This is a genomic window from Halomonas maura (assembly GCF_030409305.1).
GTDB lineage: Bacteria > Pseudomonadota > Gammaproteobacteria > Pseudomonadales > Halomonadaceae > Halomonas > Halomonas maura.
Genome location: NZ_JAUFPQ010000018.1, coordinates 273233 through 289393, shown reverse-complemented (window position 1 = coordinate 289393; position 16161 = coordinate 273233). Strand labels below are relative to the sequence as shown.

Here is a 16161-nt window from a genome sequence, read left to right as displayed (position 1 = left end):
CTTGAGCCCGGCCATCGAACGGGGCGTCGTTTCATGATCCTGGCGCGTCTGCGCGATCCATACTTCAGCCATCGTCACCGCCGCAAGCTGCACGTCCTGCGTGTCGCCCTCGCCCTGTGCGTGACCTACGCCGTCACCGAACTCTTCGCGATCCAGCACAGCGGCTGGGCACTGGTCAGCACCGTGATGGTGATGGGCAACCTGCCACACATCGGCGGCGTGCTCGACAAGGGCCGGCAACGCCTGCTCGGCACCCTGCTAGGGGCGGCCTGGGGCCTGCTGCTGATCACCGCCGCTCCGCTGCCCTGGTCCGGCCTGGTGCCGCTGGGAACCCTGCTGGCCATCGCCCTGGGCACCTGGATGACCTTCGGCAAGCGCTATGGCTACGCCGGCCTGATGTTCGCCATCAGCCTGCTGCTGGTCGTCGGCAACGGCAACCAGGACCTCGGCGTGGCCCTGTGGCGCAGCTTCGATGTACTGCTCGGCACGCTGATCGGCATCGGTGTCACCGTGGCGGTGCTGCCCCACAAGGCCACCGACATGCTGCGCTTCATGCTGGCCGACAACCTGGATCGCCTGGCCCGCCTCTACCATGCCCACACCTCGGCCACCGCGGCGCCGGACCTGGACACCCGCGAGCTGCTCAAGGCCTGCAGCGGCCTGCTGGTCAAGCAGCGCGGCATGGTCGACGCCATCCACCGCGAGGGGCGGCTGCGCCGGGGCGAGCTCGACGATATCATTTCCCTGCAGCGGCGCATGCTGTCGACCGTCGAACTGCTGCTGGAGACCCACTGGAATACCCGCGCCGGCCATGACCGGATCGATGCCATGCGCGGCCTTCGCGATCAGCAGCATACCCTGGCCCGAGGCATCGGCACCCTGGCCTTCCAGGTGCGCACCGGTCACCCCGTCGAGGTGCGCGTCGCGCCCTTCGAGCTGCAGCGCCACGCCGGCCTGGCCGCCGATGCCCACGGGGAGGACGGCCGCGCGCTGTTCAGCCCCAGCGGCTACCTGTGGCTCAACCGGGAGCTCGCTCGCCTGAGCGGCGAACTCATCGAGCGACTGGGCGGCCTGGAGCGCCTGCCCAGCCAGCGCCTGCGCCGGCGCGCCTCGCGCAACGGCCTCCTCGACCGCCGCGCCGGCGAAGGGCCGGCCCATCAACAAGGACAGCCAGATGACTGACAGCAAGCATGAGGTGCTGATCATCGGCGGCGGTATCGCCGGCCTGGTGTTGGCCCTGGAGGTCGCCGACCGGCGACGCGTGACCCTGCTGCAGCCCGCCCGGGACGAGCAGGGCGCGAGCCGCTGGGCCCAGGGCGGGATCGCCGCGGTGCTCTCGCCCCAGGATGACGTCGAGGCCCATGTCGCCGATACCCTGGTGGCCGGCGACGGCCTGTGCGACGAGGCCGCGGTGCGCTTCACCGTGGAGCAGGGCCCCGCCGCCATCGGCTGGCTGCTGTCACTGGGCGTGCCCTTCACGCCGGACCCCGACCCGGAGGCCGGCTACCCCTATCACCTGACCCGGGAAGGCGGCCACGGGGCACGGCGCATCATCCACGCCGACGACGCCACCGGGCGGGCCGTGGTCGAGACCCTGATGGCTCACGTGCAGGCCCATCCCGCCATCGTCCTGCGCACCGACCTGACCGCCATCGGGCTGATCAGCGACAGCGCCGGCCACTGCCGCGGCGCGCGCTGCCTCGACGAGGAGGGCCAGCCACACCGCCTGCTGGCGGCGGATACCGTGCTGGCCACCGGCGGGGCCAGCGGCCTGTACCGGCATACCACCAGCCCCCGGCCGGCCAGCGGCGAGGGCATGATGATGGCGGCCGAACTGGGCGCCGAACTGATGAACCTCGAGTTCCAGCAGTTCCACCCCACCTGCCTCTATGACCCCGAGGGCGCGCCCTTCCTGATCAGCGAGGCGGTGCGCGGCGAGGGGGGGCTGCTGCTCAATGCCGAGGGCGAGCGCTTCATGCCCGGCGTGGACCCCCGCGCCGAGCTGGCCCCCCGCGACGTCGTGGCCCGCGCCATCGACGCCGAGATGCAGCGCACCGGCACCGATCACGTGCTGCTCGACATCCGTCACCTCGGCGAGGCGGCGATCCGCCACCACTTCCCCACCATCCATGCCCATTGCGCCTCACGCGGGCTGGATATCGCGCACACGCCGATCCCGGTGGTCCCGGCGGCCCACTACAGCTGTGGCGGGGTCACCACCAACCTGGAAGGCACCACCACCGTGCCACGCCTCCACGCCATCGGCGAGGTCGCCTGCACCGGCCTGCATGGCGCCAACCGCATGGCCAGCAACTCGCTGCTGGAATGCCTGGCCTTCGCCCGCAGCTGCGGGCGGCGCCTGCGTCACGCCCCGCCGGCCGGCGATGCCCCCCTGACGGCCTGGCAGCCCGGCCGGAGCCCGGTCCCGGGTGAGGAGATCGCGGCCCTGCGCGACGAGATGCGCCGCATCATGAGTGCGCGGGTGGCCATCGTGCGCCGGGATGCCGGCCTCGACGAGGCCGCCGACGCCCTGGCCGAGCTGGCCGCGCGACTGGCGCCGCGCCAGCCCGAGGCCGCCCCGGACGTGGAGCTGGCGAGCCTGTGGCATGCCCTGCGCCTGGCCCGGCTGACCGTGGCCTGTGCCCGGGCACGCCGGGAGTCGCGGGGCCTGCACTTCAACCCCGATTGCCCCGTGCATGGCGATTCGTCGCCCCAGCCCTCGCGGATTCATCTCGGCGACCTTGCCGGCTCCTGAGCCCGCTCACACGACGACCGGCCTGGGAGGCACCTCAGGGCGGTCGTCGACGCCCAACCGCCGGGAAGCGCGGATTCAGGGCAGGGACACCAGCCAGCGCCGCAGGGTACGCCGGGAAGCCGCATCGCTGCTGTCGGGCCACACCCACAGCCGTCGGCCATCGAGGCGCACCCCCACCAGCCAGGGCCCCAGGTAGTCGCAGTCCAGTTGCACCGCCTGCCAGTCGCCCGTGCCGCGGGGACGCCAGGCCCAGTCCGGAGCCACCGACGCGCGGGGCGTGACCCGCAGGTCCCCGGCCGAACGACGCCTGGCGACGTCCCACAGCACGGCGGACATCGCCAGCGCCGCCGATACCGCCAGCCAGGACGGCGCCTGGTGGATCAGCAACACGACCACGCCCAGGGCCGGCAGGCCATGGGCGAGCAGTGCCAGCCTAGAGGGTGCGATAGTGATCGTTGTCGGTGGTTTCGGCATGTTCGACGATCATCTTGACGATGCGTCGCCGGGCGGGCTCCTCCGGCCACTCGCGGCGCATCAGCCAGGCGAAGAGGTCCTGGTCCTCCTCGGTGATGAGGTCGCGATAGGCGGCCTGGTCGCTCTCATCCAGGTCGTCGTAACGCTGCTCGAGGAAGGGGATCAGCAGCAGGTCGAGTTCCCACATGCCGCGACGGGAATGCCAGTAGAGGCGCTTGCGCAGGGCGGCGCCGGCAGACGAATCGTCGTTCAAGGTCGGCCTCGTCGGAGTTGGTGAGTGTGGCGACAGTATACCCGAGCCTCCGCGACGCCGGCACCCGCCGGCCGTCCAGCGCCCCCGCCTGGGGCAAAGGTCGTAGTGCGTTGTTTTATCGAGAGTTGCACAGTATGCTTTGAGGAAACGATCGCCCTCGGTAGCATGCCATCCCAGGCAGGAGCGCACGGAGAGAACCGATGACCAAGTCCGAACTGATCGAGCAGATTGCCATGCGACAGCCGGAGCTGTCGGTCAAGGAAGTCGAAGCCGCCGTGCGTCTGATCCTCGACGACATCACCGATACCCTGTCGGAAGGCGGCCGCGTGGAGATCCGCGGCTTCGGCAGTTTCTCGCTGCACTACCGGGAGCCGCGAGTCGGCCGCAATCCCAAGACCGGCGACCCGGTCGCACTGGACGGCAAGTTCGTGCCACACTTCAAGCCCGGCAAGGAACTGCGCGAACAGGTAGACGCCAGCCGCGCGCTCGGGTATTGACGAGCGACCTCGCCCTCCTCTCTTTCCTCAACTCGACATGGGAACTAGCACATGCGTTGGCTAAAAGGCCTGATCATGGCCATCATCCTGCTGGCGGTGCTGCTGATCGGCATCCTGTTTGCCGTCAACAACCAGCAGGCCCTGCCCCTCAACCTGATCTGGATCGAGTTGCCGGCGGCCTCGCTCTCCGTCTGGCTGCTGGCCTCCCTGGCCGTGGGTGTCTTCCTGGGCATGCTCGCCATGAGCGGTGTCTACCTGCGCCTGCGCACCCTGCTGACCCGCGCCCAGCGCCACAACCAGCAGCAGCGCAAGGAACTCGACAAGCTGCGTATCCAGGAGATGAAGGAACTCCCCTGAATGCCCGATGTTCTGCTGCTGGCCCTGTTGTTGGCAGCGGTCGCCATCGGTTGGTGGCTGGGCCGCCGCGAACGCCGAGGCCCTGGCCTCCCCGCTACCTCGCCCGGCCTGGCCCGCGACTACTTCGTGGGCCTCAACTACCTGCTCAATGACCAGCAGGACCGCGCCATCGAGACCTTCATCGGCGCCCTGGAGGTCAACAGCGACACCATCGAGACCCACATCGCCCTGGGCAACCTCTTCCGCACTCGCGGCGAGGCCGACCGCGCGGTGAAGATCCATCAGAACCTGCTGGCCCGCCCCACCCTCACCGGCGATCAGGAGGAGCGGGTCCAGCTGGAGCTCTCCCGAGACTTCCTCCACCTGGGCCTGCTCGACCGGGCCGAGCGCCTGCTCCAGGGGCTGATCAGGGAAGGCCAGGACGAGGAACTACGCCAGTCGGCCAAGCGCCTGCTGGTCGACCTGCTCGAACGGGAAGGGGAATGGCAGGCGGCCCTGGACGTGGCCCTGCCCCAGCTGGTGCGGCAACACGACGACATCCGGCGCGCCGCGGCCCACTGGCTGTGCGAACTGGCCGACCAGGAACGCCGCTCGGCCAGCCCGGTGCTGGCCCGACGCCATCTCAAGCAATCGCTGGCCACCGATGCCCGCTGCGTGCGGGCCAACCTGCTGCTCGCCGAGATGGCCCTGGATACCGGGCAGTACCGCCAGGCCATCCGCCTGCTCAAGCGCATCCCCGACCAGGACAAGACCTTCATTCCCAGCATGCTCGAACCGCTGAGTCGCGCCTACCGGCTGCTGGATGACGAGGTTGGCCTGATCCAGTACCTCCAGGAACTGCTCGAGACGGCCCCCTACACCAGCGTGATCATCCTGCTGGCCGAGACCCTGCGCCGACATCATGGCGACGCCCGCGCGGCCCATGAGCTGGTCGCCCACCAGCTCAACCGAGAGCCGAGCCTGGGCGCGGTGGACTACCTGATCCGCCTCTACCTGCGGGAGGCCCACGGCAGCGAGGACGAGCGCATCGCGTTGCTGCAGCAGCACACCCACACCCTGCTGCAGTCCCTGCCCCGCCATCGCTGTCGCCGTTGCGGCTTCAGCGGCGAGCAGCTCCACTGGCAGTGCCCTCGCTGCCGCAGCTGGGGCACCACCAAGCCGATCACCGGCATCGAGGGCGAGTAGCCGCTCAGCGGGCGTCGAGCTCGCTCTCGATGGCGGCCAGGGCGGCCATCGGATCATCGGCCTGGGTCACCGGCCGCCCCACCACCAGGTGGGTGCTGCCGGCGGCCATGGCCGCGGCGGGTGTCATGATGCGCCGCTGGTCGCCTGCCTCGGCGGTGGCCGGCCGGATGCCCGGGGTCACCTTGAGGAAGGTCTCCCCGCACAGCCCACGCAACCGCTCCGCCTCCTGGGCGGAGCACACCACCCCGTCCATGCCACTGTCCCGGGCCAGCACCGCCAGGCGCTCGACCTGCTCGGCGGGCGTCGCCGACACCCCGACCTCGGCCAGGTCCCCGGCCTCCATGCTGGTCAGCACCGTCACCGCGATCAGGTGGGTGCTCAGGCCGTGTTGCTCCAGGCGCGCCCGGGCGGCCTCCATCATCCGCCGGCCGCCGCCGGCATGCACGTTGACCATCCACACGCCCTGCTCGGCGGCCGCCTGCACGGCCCCGGCCACGGTGTTGGGAATGTCGTGGAACTTGAGATCCAGGAACACCTCGAAGCCGCGCCCGTGCAGCGCCTCGAGCACGTCCGGTCCGCTGCGGGTGAACAGCTCCTTGCCCACCTTCAGGCGGCAGCGGGCCGGGTCCAGCCGATCGGCCATGCACAGGGCGGCATCCAGGGAGGTGTAGTCGAGGGCGATGATCAGGGGTGACGCAGTGGGCACGGGCGGGCTCCTGGCGAGGTGAGTGGTCCGGGGCAGTATATCAGCCATGCTCGACACCGCATGTGGTGGATGTCGTCTCCGCGATGTCGCCATTCCCTGACAACCTCCGGCGGGAATCACTGACCTTAGCCAGCGGCTGGCGGCACTAGCTTGAAGACAGGCAGCTTGCCTGTTCGCAAGTCCCCACCCAACCGACACAAGGAGATCGGTATGCCACGCTTGCTCAAGGAACGTCTCGCCCTTCTCGGCCTGGTCCTGCTGCTGGGCCTGGCCGCCCCCGCCCTGGCGCAGGAGATGGCACCGGTGAACGTCAACACCGCCGATGCCGAACTGCTCGCCGAGCTCCCCGGGATCGGCGAGGTCAAGGCCGCCGCCATCGTCGAGGAGCGCGAGACCAACGGCGACTTCAGCTCGCCCGAGGACCTGACCCGGGTCGATGGCATCGGCGAGACCACTGTCGAAGCCCTCGCCGACCAGGTGAGCTTCTAGTTCATCGGGCCGCCGGGCCGCGCCCCGGTGGCCTTCTCTGCCGCCTCACGGGGCCGTCTTCGCTGAGAGTCGCAGGCCCCCGTCACGCTCGATCCCCCTCCGGTACAGTCGTCGTTCCCGAAGATGAAGGCCACGCGCCCGGCGAACCTCCGGGGCTGGCCCGGGTGCCTCAGGGGCACGCCGGCAACGATACGCTCCAGGATGGCATCGCCCATCGAGGCCGTGATTTCCGTCTCGGTGCAGCCGCGCACCATCGCCCCCACGCGAAGATCATGACCAGCCAACCTCGCGGATCATGACGGTCTCCCGAGGTCACTGAGCGCGGCGACATCTCGTCGCCGTCGGATAGCCGTCATGGCGACACCGACGGCCTACGCTTTACCTTGCGACGCCGTATCCTCCCTCGGACGCAGCCTCGGTCGCCGCGGGGTCGCTTGATTTTCCCTCTCTCGCCCCCATTTCCTTGGCATTCGACATAGCGGAGTCATCATGCCCTTCCTTCTCATCTTCACCGTCTTTGCCCTGCTCGATTTCGTGCTCCTGTTTTCCGTCGGCAGCCAGATCGGCCTGCTGACGACCCTGGCCCTGGTGCTGGGCACCGGCTTCATCGGCCTGCACCTGATTCGCCGCGAAGGGGTGGCCACCTTCGCCCGGGCCCAGCAGCGCATGGCCCGTGGCGAGGTGCCCTCCGGCGAATTGCTCACCGGGGCGGCGTTGATCTTCGGCGGCGCCCTGCTCATGGCCCCCGGCTTTCTCTCCGACACCCTGGGCTTCATGTGCCTGATTCCCGATGCGCGCCGCCTGCTGGGCAAGCTGCTCGGCCGGGTCGGCCTGCGCATGCAGGGCATGCATGTCCACGCCGGCGGCTACCGCCCCCGGCAGGGCAGCGATGCCGACTGGCAGCAAGCCGACGCGCCCCACGGCGACGATGCCGCCCGGGACGACGCCCGTGCCGATGGCCGGGACGCGCCCCTGGAGGGCGACTTCATCGGACACGACGAGCGCCGGGGCTGACGCGCCAAAAAATTTTTCGCCGGGGCCTTGAAAGCCCCGACAGCAGCCCCACTTATCCGACAGCAACGAGCTTCGGCCCCGGCCCTGCCGAGGCCATCCACACGGAAGGCGGAAACGCCTTCACCCCGTGGCCCGCCGCGGGATGATGATGAAAACCGCCGAGGCAGCGACGCCCGGCACAGCAAACCATCAGGAGAACGTGAGCAATGAACATCCGTCCCTTGCACGATCGCGTCGTCATCCGTCGCGTTGAAGAAGAGCAGAAGACCGCAGGCGGCATCGTGCTCCCGGGTAGCGCCCAGGAAAAGCCGACTCGTGGCGAGGTCCTCGCCGTCGGTAACGGCCGGATTCTGGACAGCGGCGACGTGCGCCCGCTCGACGTCAAGGTCGGCGACACCGTGATCTTCAAGGATGGCTTCGGCGTCGAGAAGCAGAAGATCGAAGGCGAGGAAGTGCTGATCATGAGCGAGTCCGACATCCTGGCCGTCGTCGAGGGCTGAGCCACGACCCGCTAGCAATCGCTCGATATTGACGTTCACGAACTCACAGGAAGCATACGAAAATGGCAGCGAAACAAGTCAAGTTCTCCAGTGATGCCCGCACTCGCATGGCGAAAGGCGTCGATACCCTGGCCAACGCCGTCAAGGCGACCCTGGGGCCGAAGGGCCGCAATGTGGTGCTCGAGAAGTCCTTCGGCGCCCCGACCGTGACCAAGGACGGCGTCTCCGTGGCCAAGGAAATCGAACTCAAGGACAGGTTCGAGAACATGGGAGCGCAGATGGTCAAGGAAGTGGCTTCCAAGACCTCCGACGTCGCCGGTGACGGCACCACCACCGCCACCGTGCTGGCCCAGTCCATCGTGACCGAGGGCCTGAAGGGCGTGATCGCCGGCATGAACCCGATGGACCTGAAGCGCGGCATCGACCAGGCCGTCGCCGCCGCCGTCAAGGAAGTCAGCGAGCTGGCCGTGCCCTGCACCGACTCCAACGCCATCGCCCAGGTCGGCACCATCTCCGCCAACGGCGACAAGCGCATCGGCGAGATCATCGCCGAGGCCATGGAGAAGGTCGGCAAGGAAGGCGTCATCACCGTCGACGAAGGCCGTGGCTTCGAGGACGAGCTGGACGTCGTGGAAGGCATGCAGTTCGACCGCGGCTACCTGTCGCCGTACTTCGTGACCAACCAGGACACCATGGCCGTGGAACTGGAAGATCCGTTCATCCTGCTGGTGGACAAGAAGATCTCCAACATCCGAGAGCTGCTGCCGACCCTCGAGTCCGTGGCCAAGGCCGGCAAGCCGCTGGTCATCATCGCCGAGGACATCGAAGGCGAGGCCCTGGCCACCCTGGTGGTCAACACCATGCGCGGCATCGTCAAGGTCGCCGCCGCCAAGGCCCCGGGCTTCGGCGACCGTCGCAAGGCCATGCTGCAGGACATCGCCATCCTCACCGGTGGCACCGTGATCTCCGAGGAAGTGGGCCTGGACCTCGAGCAGGCCACCCTGGATCACCTGGGCACCGCCAAGCGCGTGACCATGTCCAAGGAGAACACCACCATCATCGATGGCGCCGGCCAGGATGGTGACATCGAGGCACGCGTCAACCAGATCCGTGCCCAGATCGAGGAGACGTCCTCCGACTACGATCGCGAGAAGCTCCAGGAGCGCGTCGCCAAGCTGGCCGGCGGTGTGGCCGTCATCCGCGTCGGTGCCGCCACCGAAGTCGAGATGAAGGAGAAGAAGGCCCGCGTCGAGGACGCCCTGCACTCCACCCGTGCCGCCGTCGAGGAAGGCGTGGTGCCCGGCGGTGGTACCGCCCTGATCCGCGTGCTGACCAAGATCGCCGGCCTGAAGGGCGATAACGAGGACCAGACCCACGGCATCGCCATCGCCGTGCGCGCCATGGAGGCACCGCTGCGCCAGATCGTCTCCAACGCCGGCCAGGAGGCGTCCGTCATCCTGAACCGCGTCAAGGACGGCGAGGGCAACTTCGGCTACAACGCCCAGACCGGCGAGTTCGGCGACCTGTTCGAGATGGGTGTGCTGGACCCGGCCAAGGTCACCCGCTCAGCGCTGCAGTCCGCTGGCTCCGTCGCCGGCCTGATGATCACCACCGAGTGCATGATCGCCGACGATCCGGACGAGAAGGAAGCCGGTGGCGCCGACATGGGCGGCATGGGCGGCATGGGTGGCATGGGCGGCATGATGTAATCAGCCCCCGCCACCGGGCAGGCGCGACCTGCCCCGTGCCTCCAAGGCCCCGCCGGTAACGGCGGGGCCTTTTCATTTCCCGGGGCCTTACCCGTCGTCGCCTCGCTGGGTACACTCCCCCACCGGCTCTCCACTGACCCAGATTGGCTCGCCATGCTGTCCAATATCCGTATCGTCCTCGTCCAGACCTACCACCCCGGCAATATCGGTGCCTCGGCCCGCGCCATGAAGACCATGGGCCTCGAGAACCTGGTGCTGGTCAATCCCCGCTGCTTCCCCGACCCCGAGGCCTCGCGGCTCGCCGCCGGCGCCGAGGACGTCGTCGACAACGCCCGGGTGGTGGGCAGCCTGGCGGAGGCCGTCGACGACTGCGTGCAGGTGGTGGGCGCCAGCGCCCGCCTGCGCAGCCTGCCGCTGCCCCACTTCGACGAGCCCGCGGAGATGGCCGATGCCCTGATGGCCAATGCCGCCGACGACCCGGTGGCCCTGGTGTTCGGTCGCGAACGCTTCGGCCTGACCAACGACGAGATTCGCCACTGCAGCCATCAGGTGAGCATTCCCGCCAACCCGGACTACGGCATCCTCAACCTCTCCCAGGCCGTGCAGGTGCTGGCCTACGAGGTGTTCCGGGCCTGGCGACAGCGCCCCGGCAGCGACTTCCGGGCGCCTCGCCCGTCCCATGACCGTCAGCCTACCCGGGAGCAGCTCGGCCACTTCCATGACCACCTCTCCCGGGTCATGCAGGCCAGCGGCTTCATCACCCAGCCCCATGCCCGCACCGAGGAGCAGCTCCAGGCGCTGTTTGCCCGCGCCCGGCCCTCGCGCAAGGAGCTCTCGCTGCTGCGCGGCCTGCTGAGTTCGCTGGAGGACGGCCTGGACGACGCCTGAGCCGCCACCGAAGCGTCATCTCCCGGTCACGCCACCGTCATCCGCCCCGCCGATACTGGGCCTGCCCAGGACGGGGCCGGCAACGGACACTGCCACTCGCATTGCCAGGGACGCACGGGGGCAGGACGCCCCCCAGGGAGGCCTATCGCGGCATCGGGACGATGCCCAGGGAGGATGGAGATATCGCCACGGCGTCCCGCGTCGTGGCGTTTTTCTTGGCGGGCACGGCCGAGGGTGGCAAAGTGATCCTCGAGGCGACCAGGAGAGACGACATGCCCCCGGAGACCGAGGCACCCAAGCCGAAACGCCTGCAACTGTTCCACGACGAACTCCCCAAGGAACACGAGGACCCGCTGATCGGCGTCCTGCACCGCATCATTCGCGTCGGCGTCAAGGTACTGGCCGTGCTGATGGTCTTCGTGATCCTCTGGGGGATCTTCGACGTCATCTACGTGCTCTACCAGCAGCTCATCTCGCCGCCGTTCCTGCTGCTGGAAGTCGGCGATATCTTCCGCCTGTTCGGGGCCTTCATGGTGGTGCTGATCGCCATCGAGATCTTCATCAACATCCGTCTCTACCTCGGCACCGATGTGCTGCCGATCCAGCTGGTGATCGCCACCGCGCTGATGGCTATCGCCCGGAAAGTCATCGTCCTGGACATCGAGACCGTCTCGGCCGAGTACGTCTTCGCCATCGCCGCCGTGGTCCTGGCACTGGGGGTCACCCACTGGCTGGTCGCCCGCAAGCACTAGTCCGGACAGCGCCCCGGCGGGTCGTCACGCCGGAGTCAGCCAGTCACCGAAGGCCGCCAGGTCGTCGCCCAGCTCGCCGCGGGTCACCCGCCGATAGAGGCCCTGCAGGCGTGCCGTCACCGAGTCCCCGGCGATCGGCCGGTCCGGGGGCGGCGTCCCCGCCCGGGCGCCGATATGGCGTCCGTCCAGCTCGCGAAGGGGCAGGATCTCGGCCGCGGTGCCGGTGACGAAGGCCTCGTCGGCGATGTACAGCTCGTCCCGGGTGATGCGCCGCTCCTGCACCTCGATGCCCATGACCTCCCGGGCCAGGCGAATGACGCTGTCCCGGGTGATGCCCTGCAGGCAGGAGGTGATCTCCGGCGTGTGCAGGACCCCGTCGCGCAGCAGGAAGACATTGGCCGCCGAGGCCTCGGCCACATAGCCTTCCGGGTCGAGCATCAGCGCCTCGTCGAAGCCCGCCTTCACCGCGGTGTTCAGCGCCAGCATGGCGTTCACGTAGTGGCCGTTGGTCTTGGCCCGGCACAGGCTGATATTGACGTGGTGCCGCGCCCAGGACGAGGTCAGCGCCCGCAGGCCGATCGCCGCCGCCTCGGGCGAGATATAGTCGCCCAGGTCCCAGGCGGCGATCATCACGTGGCTGGTCAGCCCCCTGGCCCGCAGGCCGAGGCCCTCGGCGCCCAGGTAGACGGTGGGCTTGAGGTAGGCATTGTCCAGGCCGTTTCGCGTCAGGCACTGGCGCTGGGCCGTGATCAGCGTCTCGGCGTCGTAAGATAACGGTATATCCAGGGCATGCGCACTATCCAGCAGGCGCCGGGTATGCTCGGCGACCCGGAACAGCTGGGGGCCGTGCGGGCCCCGGTAGGCCCGCACCCCCTCGAAGCAGCCCATGCCATAGTGCAGGGTGTGGGTCAGCAGGTGGGTCCTGGCCTCGCGCCAGGGCAGCCAGTCGCCGTCCTGCCACAGCCAGCCGTCACGATCATACAGGGGCGTCATGGGCATCTCTCGTCGGGGGAAGCGTGGTCGAACCAGCGCTCGCGCCAGTCGTCGATCAGCGCACGCTGGTGGGGCTGCAGGGCCTGGTAGCCCCAGGCGGCGATCTCGTCGTTCTGCGGGTCGGGTACGGCGGTCTCGCTGCCGGCGAGGGCCTGGATCACCGCATGGCCACAGAAGGGCACATAGCCTTCCGAATAGCCGCCCTCGTGGACCATCACCAGCCGGCCTGCGCAGACGCGCTCGGCCAGTGCCATGAGCTGGCGGGTCATGTCGCCGAAGGCCCGGCTGTTGAGCAGCATCTTGCCCAGCGGGTCCTTGGCGCAGGCATCATAGCCGCAGGCGACGACGATCATCTCCGGCCGGAAGGCCTCGAGGGCCGGCAGCACCAGGGTCGCCATGGCATGGGCATAGGCCCCGAGGCCGCAGCCCGGCGGCAGCGGCAGGTTCAGGGTGGTGCCCTGCCCCGCCCCCTCGCCCTGCTCGGCGAAGGTGCCGGTGTCCAGCGGATAGTTGCCGGCCTGGTGGACCGACACGGTGAAGACCTCGGGATCGGCGTAGAAGGCCGACTGCTGGCCGTTGCCGTGGTGGACGTCCCAGTCGAGGATGGCCACCCGTCCCACCTGGCCGAGCGCCCGGGCACGCATCACCGCCACGGGGATATTGCCCAGCAGGCAGAAGCCGCGCCCCTGGTCGGCCTCGGCATGGTGGCCGGGCGGCCGGCACAGGGCATAGGCATTGGCGAGCTCGCCGGTGGCCACCGCCTCCACCGCGGCGATGGCCAGGCCGGTCGACTGTCGGGCGGCGGCCAGGCTGCCCGGCTGGAAGGGGGCGCAGTCACCCGCGTCGCCGCCGTGGGCGCGGTCTCCGACGGCGAGGGCCTCGAGGTAGCGCGCGGTATGGAAGCGCGCCAGGTCGGCATCCTCGGCCGGGGGCGCCTTGCGCACGGCGAGCTCGTCGATGAGCCCGGAGACCTCGAGCAGGTTCTTCAGCCGCCGCTTGCTCTCGGCACTCTCCGAGGCGGGCTGGGGCTGGCGGAACGCCCCCGGCGAGGCGAACACGCCGATGGCGCCGGGGTCGTGCCAGAAGCAGCGCTCGTGCCAGAAGAACCCGGTGGCCGGCATTCCGGTGGCCGGCATTCCGGTGGCCGGCACTCCGGTGGCCGGCACTCCGGTGGCCGGCACTCCGGTGGCCGGCGACGCGATACTCATTCGCCTGCCTCCTGGCGCTCCCACACCTCGATCGCCGCCGCCAGGTCCTCCAGCGAGGCGCCCACCGACTTGAACACCGTGATGGCGTCCTCGCCGCTGCGGCCGGGTTGCTGTCCCTGCAACAGCTCGGCCAGCTCGCCGCGGATGTCGTCGAAGGCGAAGCCGCCCTCGTCGATGGCCTGGAGGATGTCGCCGGCCTCCCCCCTGGCCCCGGCATAGGTATCGACGAACACCTCGCCGCGGCGCAGGCACTCGGCGTCGGTCTCGCGCATGCTCGGCCGGAAGGCGCCGATCAGGTCGAGGTGGGTGCCCGGCGCCAGCCAGTCGCCGCGGATCAGCGGCTCGCTGGACAGGGTCACGCAGCTGATCAGGTCGGCGTCGGGCGTTGCCGCCGCCAGGTCGGTCACCGCCGCCGTGTCGAAGCGATCCGCATAGTCCGCGGCCAGCCGCTCGGCCTTCTCGGGGTGCCGGCCCCAGATCCGCACGCGGCGGATGGGCCGCACCGCGGCATGGGCCTCGATGACCATGGGCGCCAGCTTGCCGGTGCCCACCACCAGCAGGGTCTCGGCATCCGCCCGGGCGAGCTCCCGGGCCGCCAGGGCCGAGGCCGCGGCGGTGCGCCGCCGGGTCAGCTCGCTGCCGTCGAGGCAGGCCAGCGGCCGGCCATGGTCGCCCTCGCTGAGCAGGTAGACCCCGGCGATCGCCGGCAGGCCGTGGGCGGCGTTCTGGGGAAAGACGTTGACCATCTTCACCCCGATGTAGCCGTCGCGCTCCCAGGCCGGCATCAGCAGCAGGGTGGCCTCGCCGTCGGGGCGATGCATGGCGTGGTGGTGACGGGGCGGTGACTCCACCCCCTCGCGGAAGGTGGTGGCCAGCCGCTCGACGAGCGCCTGCCAGTCGAGTGCCGCCGCCACCTGCCCGGCGTCGATGATACGCATCTCAGGCCTCCGGCAGCGCGGCCACGACCATGATCTCGACCTTCCACTCGGGCTTGGCCAGCCGAGCCTCGACGGCGGCGCGCACCGGCGGGCGGCCGGGCACCACCCAGGCATCCCAGGCGGCGTTCATCTCGGCGAACTCGCCCATGCTGGTCACCCAGACCTGCGCGGCGATCAGGTGCTCCTTGGAGGTCCCGGCCCTGGCCAGCAATTCGTCGATGCGCGCCAGCACCTGCTCGGTCTGGCCGCGCATGCCGGCGCTGGCGTCGCTGGGCACCTGGCCGGCCAGGTAGACGGTGCCGTTGAGGACGGCGATCTGGCTCATGCGGGCGTTGCTGTCGTGATGGGTCAGGCTCATGGGGTGATCCCTCTCGGTCGGGCGCGCTCAGGCACCGGTGAAGCCCGCCATGAAGGCGGCCAGGTTGTGGCTCAGATGCTCGGTGGGATAGCCGCCTTCCTGGACCAGTACCGTGGGCAGATCCAAGGCGTCCAGCAGCCGTCCCACGGCGGCGAAGTCGGCGGTCTCCAGGGACAGGCCGGCCAGCGGGTCGTCCTTGTGGGCATCCAGGCCGAGGGCCACCACCACCGCCTGGGGGGCGAAGGCCCGCAGCCGCTCGAGCAGGGTCTCGAGGGCGGACAGGAAGGCCACTCCGTCGCTGCCCAGCGGCAGCGGCAGGTTGACATTGGCCCCCGCGCCAGCGCCCTCCCCGGTCTCGTCGGCCCCGCCCCAGAAGAACGGGTAGAAGTCGCCGGGGTCGGCATGCAGCGAGCCGGTCCAGACGTCGCCGCTCTGGTAGAAGATGTCCTGGGTGCCGTTGCCGTGGTGCAGGTCCACGTCGATGATCGCCACCCGGGGAAAGCTCTCGCGCAGCACCGTGGCGGCCAGCGCCGCGTTATTGAGATAGCAGAAGCCGCCGGCGCGGTCCGGCCCCGCATGGTGGCCGGGGGGCCGGCACAGGGCATAGGCGCTGTGCTCGCCACCGGCCACCGCCTCGGCGGCGGCCTGGGCGGTGGCGGCACTGGCCAGGATCCCGGCGAAGCTGTCCGCGGTGATCGGGCAGGCCATGTCGTGGAGGTGCCAGCCGGCCTGGCCCACCGGGTGGCGGGGATAGTGGTGGCCCCCGCCGCAGGGATGGACGTTGGGGGCGACGATCTCGGCGGCCTCCGGCAGCGCCATCCAGCGGGCATGGATGGTCTCCAGGAAGGCCAGATAGCGAGGGGTATGGATGCGCCCCAGCCGCTCGCGCAGGCCGTCGCCGTCGGAGTCCCCGGGCGGGGTCAGCGAGAGTCCCGCCTCGGCGAGCCCCTGGGTCAGCAGTTCGGCGCGCACCGGTCCCTCCGGGGACGGCGCCGGCCGGCCGCGCAGCAGGAAGGTCGGCGGAGCGTGGCGTTCCTGGTCGGGGTGGTAGAAGAGTTTCATGCGGCGTCATCCTTGCAGCGGAC

General features: G+C 69.7%; 19 protein-coding genes. 11 read left to right on the top strand and 8 right to left on the bottom strand.

Annotated features, from left to right (window positions below; all coding sequences use genetic code 11):
- Nucleotides 1-33 precede the first annotated feature (33 nt).
- Nucleotides 34-1182 (top strand): FUSC family protein, encoded by a 1149-nt coding sequence (locus QWY76_RS13470; RefSeq protein WP_290311789.1) that lies wholly within the window; start codon nucleotides 34-36, stop codon nucleotides 1180-1182.
- Nucleotides 1175-2755: an L-aspartate oxidase gene (gene nadB / locus QWY76_RS13465; protein WP_290311788.1), complete on the top strand. Its 1581-nt coding sequence runs from the start codon at nucleotides 1175-1177 to the stop codon at nucleotides 2753-2755. The genes QWY76_RS13470 and nadB overlap by 8 nt, the downstream gene beginning before the upstream one ends.
- A 75-nt stretch (nucleotides 2756-2830) precedes the next feature.
- Here nadB and QWY76_RS13460 read toward each other — a convergent pair whose 3' ends face one another.
- Nucleotides 2831-3229: a hypothetical protein gene (locus QWY76_RS13460; protein WP_290311787.1), complete on the bottom strand. Its 399-nt coding sequence runs from the start codon at nucleotides 3227-3229 to the stop codon at nucleotides 2831-2833.
- Nucleotides 3189-3482: an FAD assembly factor SdhE gene (locus tag QWY76_RS13455; RefSeq protein ID WP_183384958.1), complete on the bottom strand. Its 294-nt coding sequence runs from the start codon at nucleotides 3480-3482 to the stop codon at nucleotides 3189-3191. Before QWY76_RS13455 ends, QWY76_RS13460 begins: the two co-directional genes overlap by 41 nt.
- Nucleotides 3483-3652: 170 nt before the next feature.
- Between QWY76_RS13455 and QWY76_RS13450 the strand changes: the two genes are divergently transcribed.
- The 3 genes from QWY76_RS13450 to lapB are packed head-to-tail and all read left to right on the top strand — an operon-like array spanning nucleotide 3653 to nucleotide 5521.
- Complete coding sequence (locus QWY76_RS13450) at nucleotides 3653-3979, top strand: integration host factor subunit beta (RefSeq protein WP_290311812.1); 327 nt, start codon at nucleotides 3653-3655, stop codon at nucleotides 3977-3979.
- 51 nt (nucleotides 3980-4030) lie between these two features.
- Nucleotides 4031-4336 (top strand): LapA family protein, encoded by a 306-nt coding sequence (locus QWY76_RS13445; protein WP_126481005.1) that lies wholly within the window; start codon nucleotides 4031-4033, stop codon nucleotides 4334-4336.
- Nucleotides 4337-5521, top strand: a complete 1185-nt coding sequence (gene lapB / locus QWY76_RS13440) for a lipopolysaccharide assembly protein LapB (protein ID WP_290311786.1) — start codon at nucleotides 4337-4339, stop codon at nucleotides 5519-5521.
- Between the two features lie 4 nt (nucleotides 5522-5525).
- Here lapB and pyrF read toward each other — a convergent pair whose 3' ends face one another.
- Nucleotides 5526-6227, bottom strand: a complete 702-nt coding sequence (pyrF, locus tag QWY76_RS13435) for an orotidine-5'-phosphate decarboxylase (RefSeq protein ID WP_290311785.1) — start codon at nucleotides 6225-6227, stop codon at nucleotides 5526-5528.
- Between the two features lie 210 nt (nucleotides 6228-6437).
- Between pyrF and QWY76_RS13430 the strand changes: the two genes are divergently transcribed.
- The 6 genes from QWY76_RS13430 to QWY76_RS13405 all read left to right on the top strand — a co-directional run bounded on the left by QWY76_RS13430 (nucleotide 6438) and on the right by QWY76_RS13405 (nucleotide 11579).
- Entirely contained in the window at nucleotides 6438-6716 is a 279-nt protein-coding gene (locus QWY76_RS13430) for a ComEA family DNA-binding protein (RefSeq protein ID WP_290311784.1), read from the top strand.
- A 489-nt stretch (nucleotides 6717-7205) separates the two neighbouring features.
- Nucleotides 7206-7730 carry an FxsA family protein gene (locus tag QWY76_RS13425; RefSeq protein WP_290311783.1) on the top strand — a complete coding sequence of 175 codons (525 nt, stop codon included), beginning with the start codon at nucleotides 7206-7208 and terminating at the stop codon, nucleotides 7728-7730.
- A gap of 206 nt (nucleotides 7731-7936) precedes the next feature.
- Nucleotides 7937-8230, top strand: a complete 294-nt coding sequence (locus QWY76_RS13420) for a co-chaperone GroES (RefSeq protein ID WP_263592104.1) — start codon at nucleotides 7937-7939, stop codon at nucleotides 8228-8230.
- Between the two features lie 62 nt (nucleotides 8231-8292).
- The gene (gene groL / locus QWY76_RS13415) at nucleotides 8293-9939 is read left to right on the top strand and encodes a chaperonin GroEL (RefSeq protein ID WP_290311779.1); all 1647 of its coding nucleotides are present in this window, start codon (nucleotides 8293-8295) and stop codon (nucleotides 9937-9939) included.
- 153 nt (nucleotides 9940-10092) lie between these two features.
- Nucleotides 10093-10827, top strand: coding sequence for an RNA methyltransferase (locus QWY76_RS13410; protein ID WP_290311778.1), 735 nt, complete (start codon nucleotides 10093-10095; stop codon nucleotides 10825-10827).
- A gap of 272 nt (nucleotides 10828-11099) precedes the next feature.
- Nucleotides 11100-11579, top strand: a complete 480-nt coding sequence (locus QWY76_RS13405; protein WP_290311777.1) for a phosphate-starvation-inducible PsiE family protein — start codon at nucleotides 11100-11102, stop codon at nucleotides 11577-11579.
- A gap of 24 nt (nucleotides 11580-11603) precedes the next feature.
- Here the strand turns inward: QWY76_RS13405 and QWY76_RS13400 are convergent, their stop codons facing one another.
- The 5 genes from QWY76_RS13400 to QWY76_RS13380 form a co-directional block, all read right to left on the bottom strand.
- The gene (locus tag QWY76_RS13400) at nucleotides 11604-12572 is read right to left on the bottom strand and encodes a branched-chain amino acid transaminase (RefSeq protein ID WP_290311776.1); all 969 of its coding nucleotides are present in this window, start codon (nucleotides 12570-12572) and stop codon (nucleotides 11604-11606) included.
- Nucleotides 12569-13693: a class II histone deacetylase gene (locus tag QWY76_RS13395; protein WP_290311810.1), complete on the bottom strand. Its 1125-nt coding sequence runs from the start codon at nucleotides 13691-13693 to the stop codon at nucleotides 12569-12571. The genes QWY76_RS13400 and QWY76_RS13395 overlap by 4 nt, the downstream gene beginning before the upstream one ends.
- Before the next feature lie 83 nt (nucleotides 13694-13776).
- Nucleotides 13777-14718, bottom strand: coding sequence for a bifunctional Delta(1)-pyrroline-2-carboxylate/Delta(1)-piperideine-2-carboxylate reductase (gene lhpI, locus QWY76_RS13390; protein WP_290311775.1), 942 nt, complete (start codon nucleotides 14716-14718; stop codon nucleotides 13777-13779).
- A 1-nt stretch (nucleotide 14719) separates the two neighbouring features.
- Nucleotides 14720-15076, bottom strand: coding sequence for a RidA family protein (locus QWY76_RS13385; RefSeq protein WP_290311774.1), 357 nt, complete (start codon nucleotides 15074-15076; stop codon nucleotides 14720-14722).
- 27 nt (nucleotides 15077-15103) lie between these two features.
- Nucleotides 15104-16138, bottom strand: a complete 1035-nt coding sequence (locus tag QWY76_RS13380) for a histone deacetylase family protein (RefSeq protein ID WP_290311773.1) — start codon at nucleotides 16136-16138, stop codon at nucleotides 15104-15106.
- Nucleotides 16139-16161: the final 23 nt, after the last annotated feature.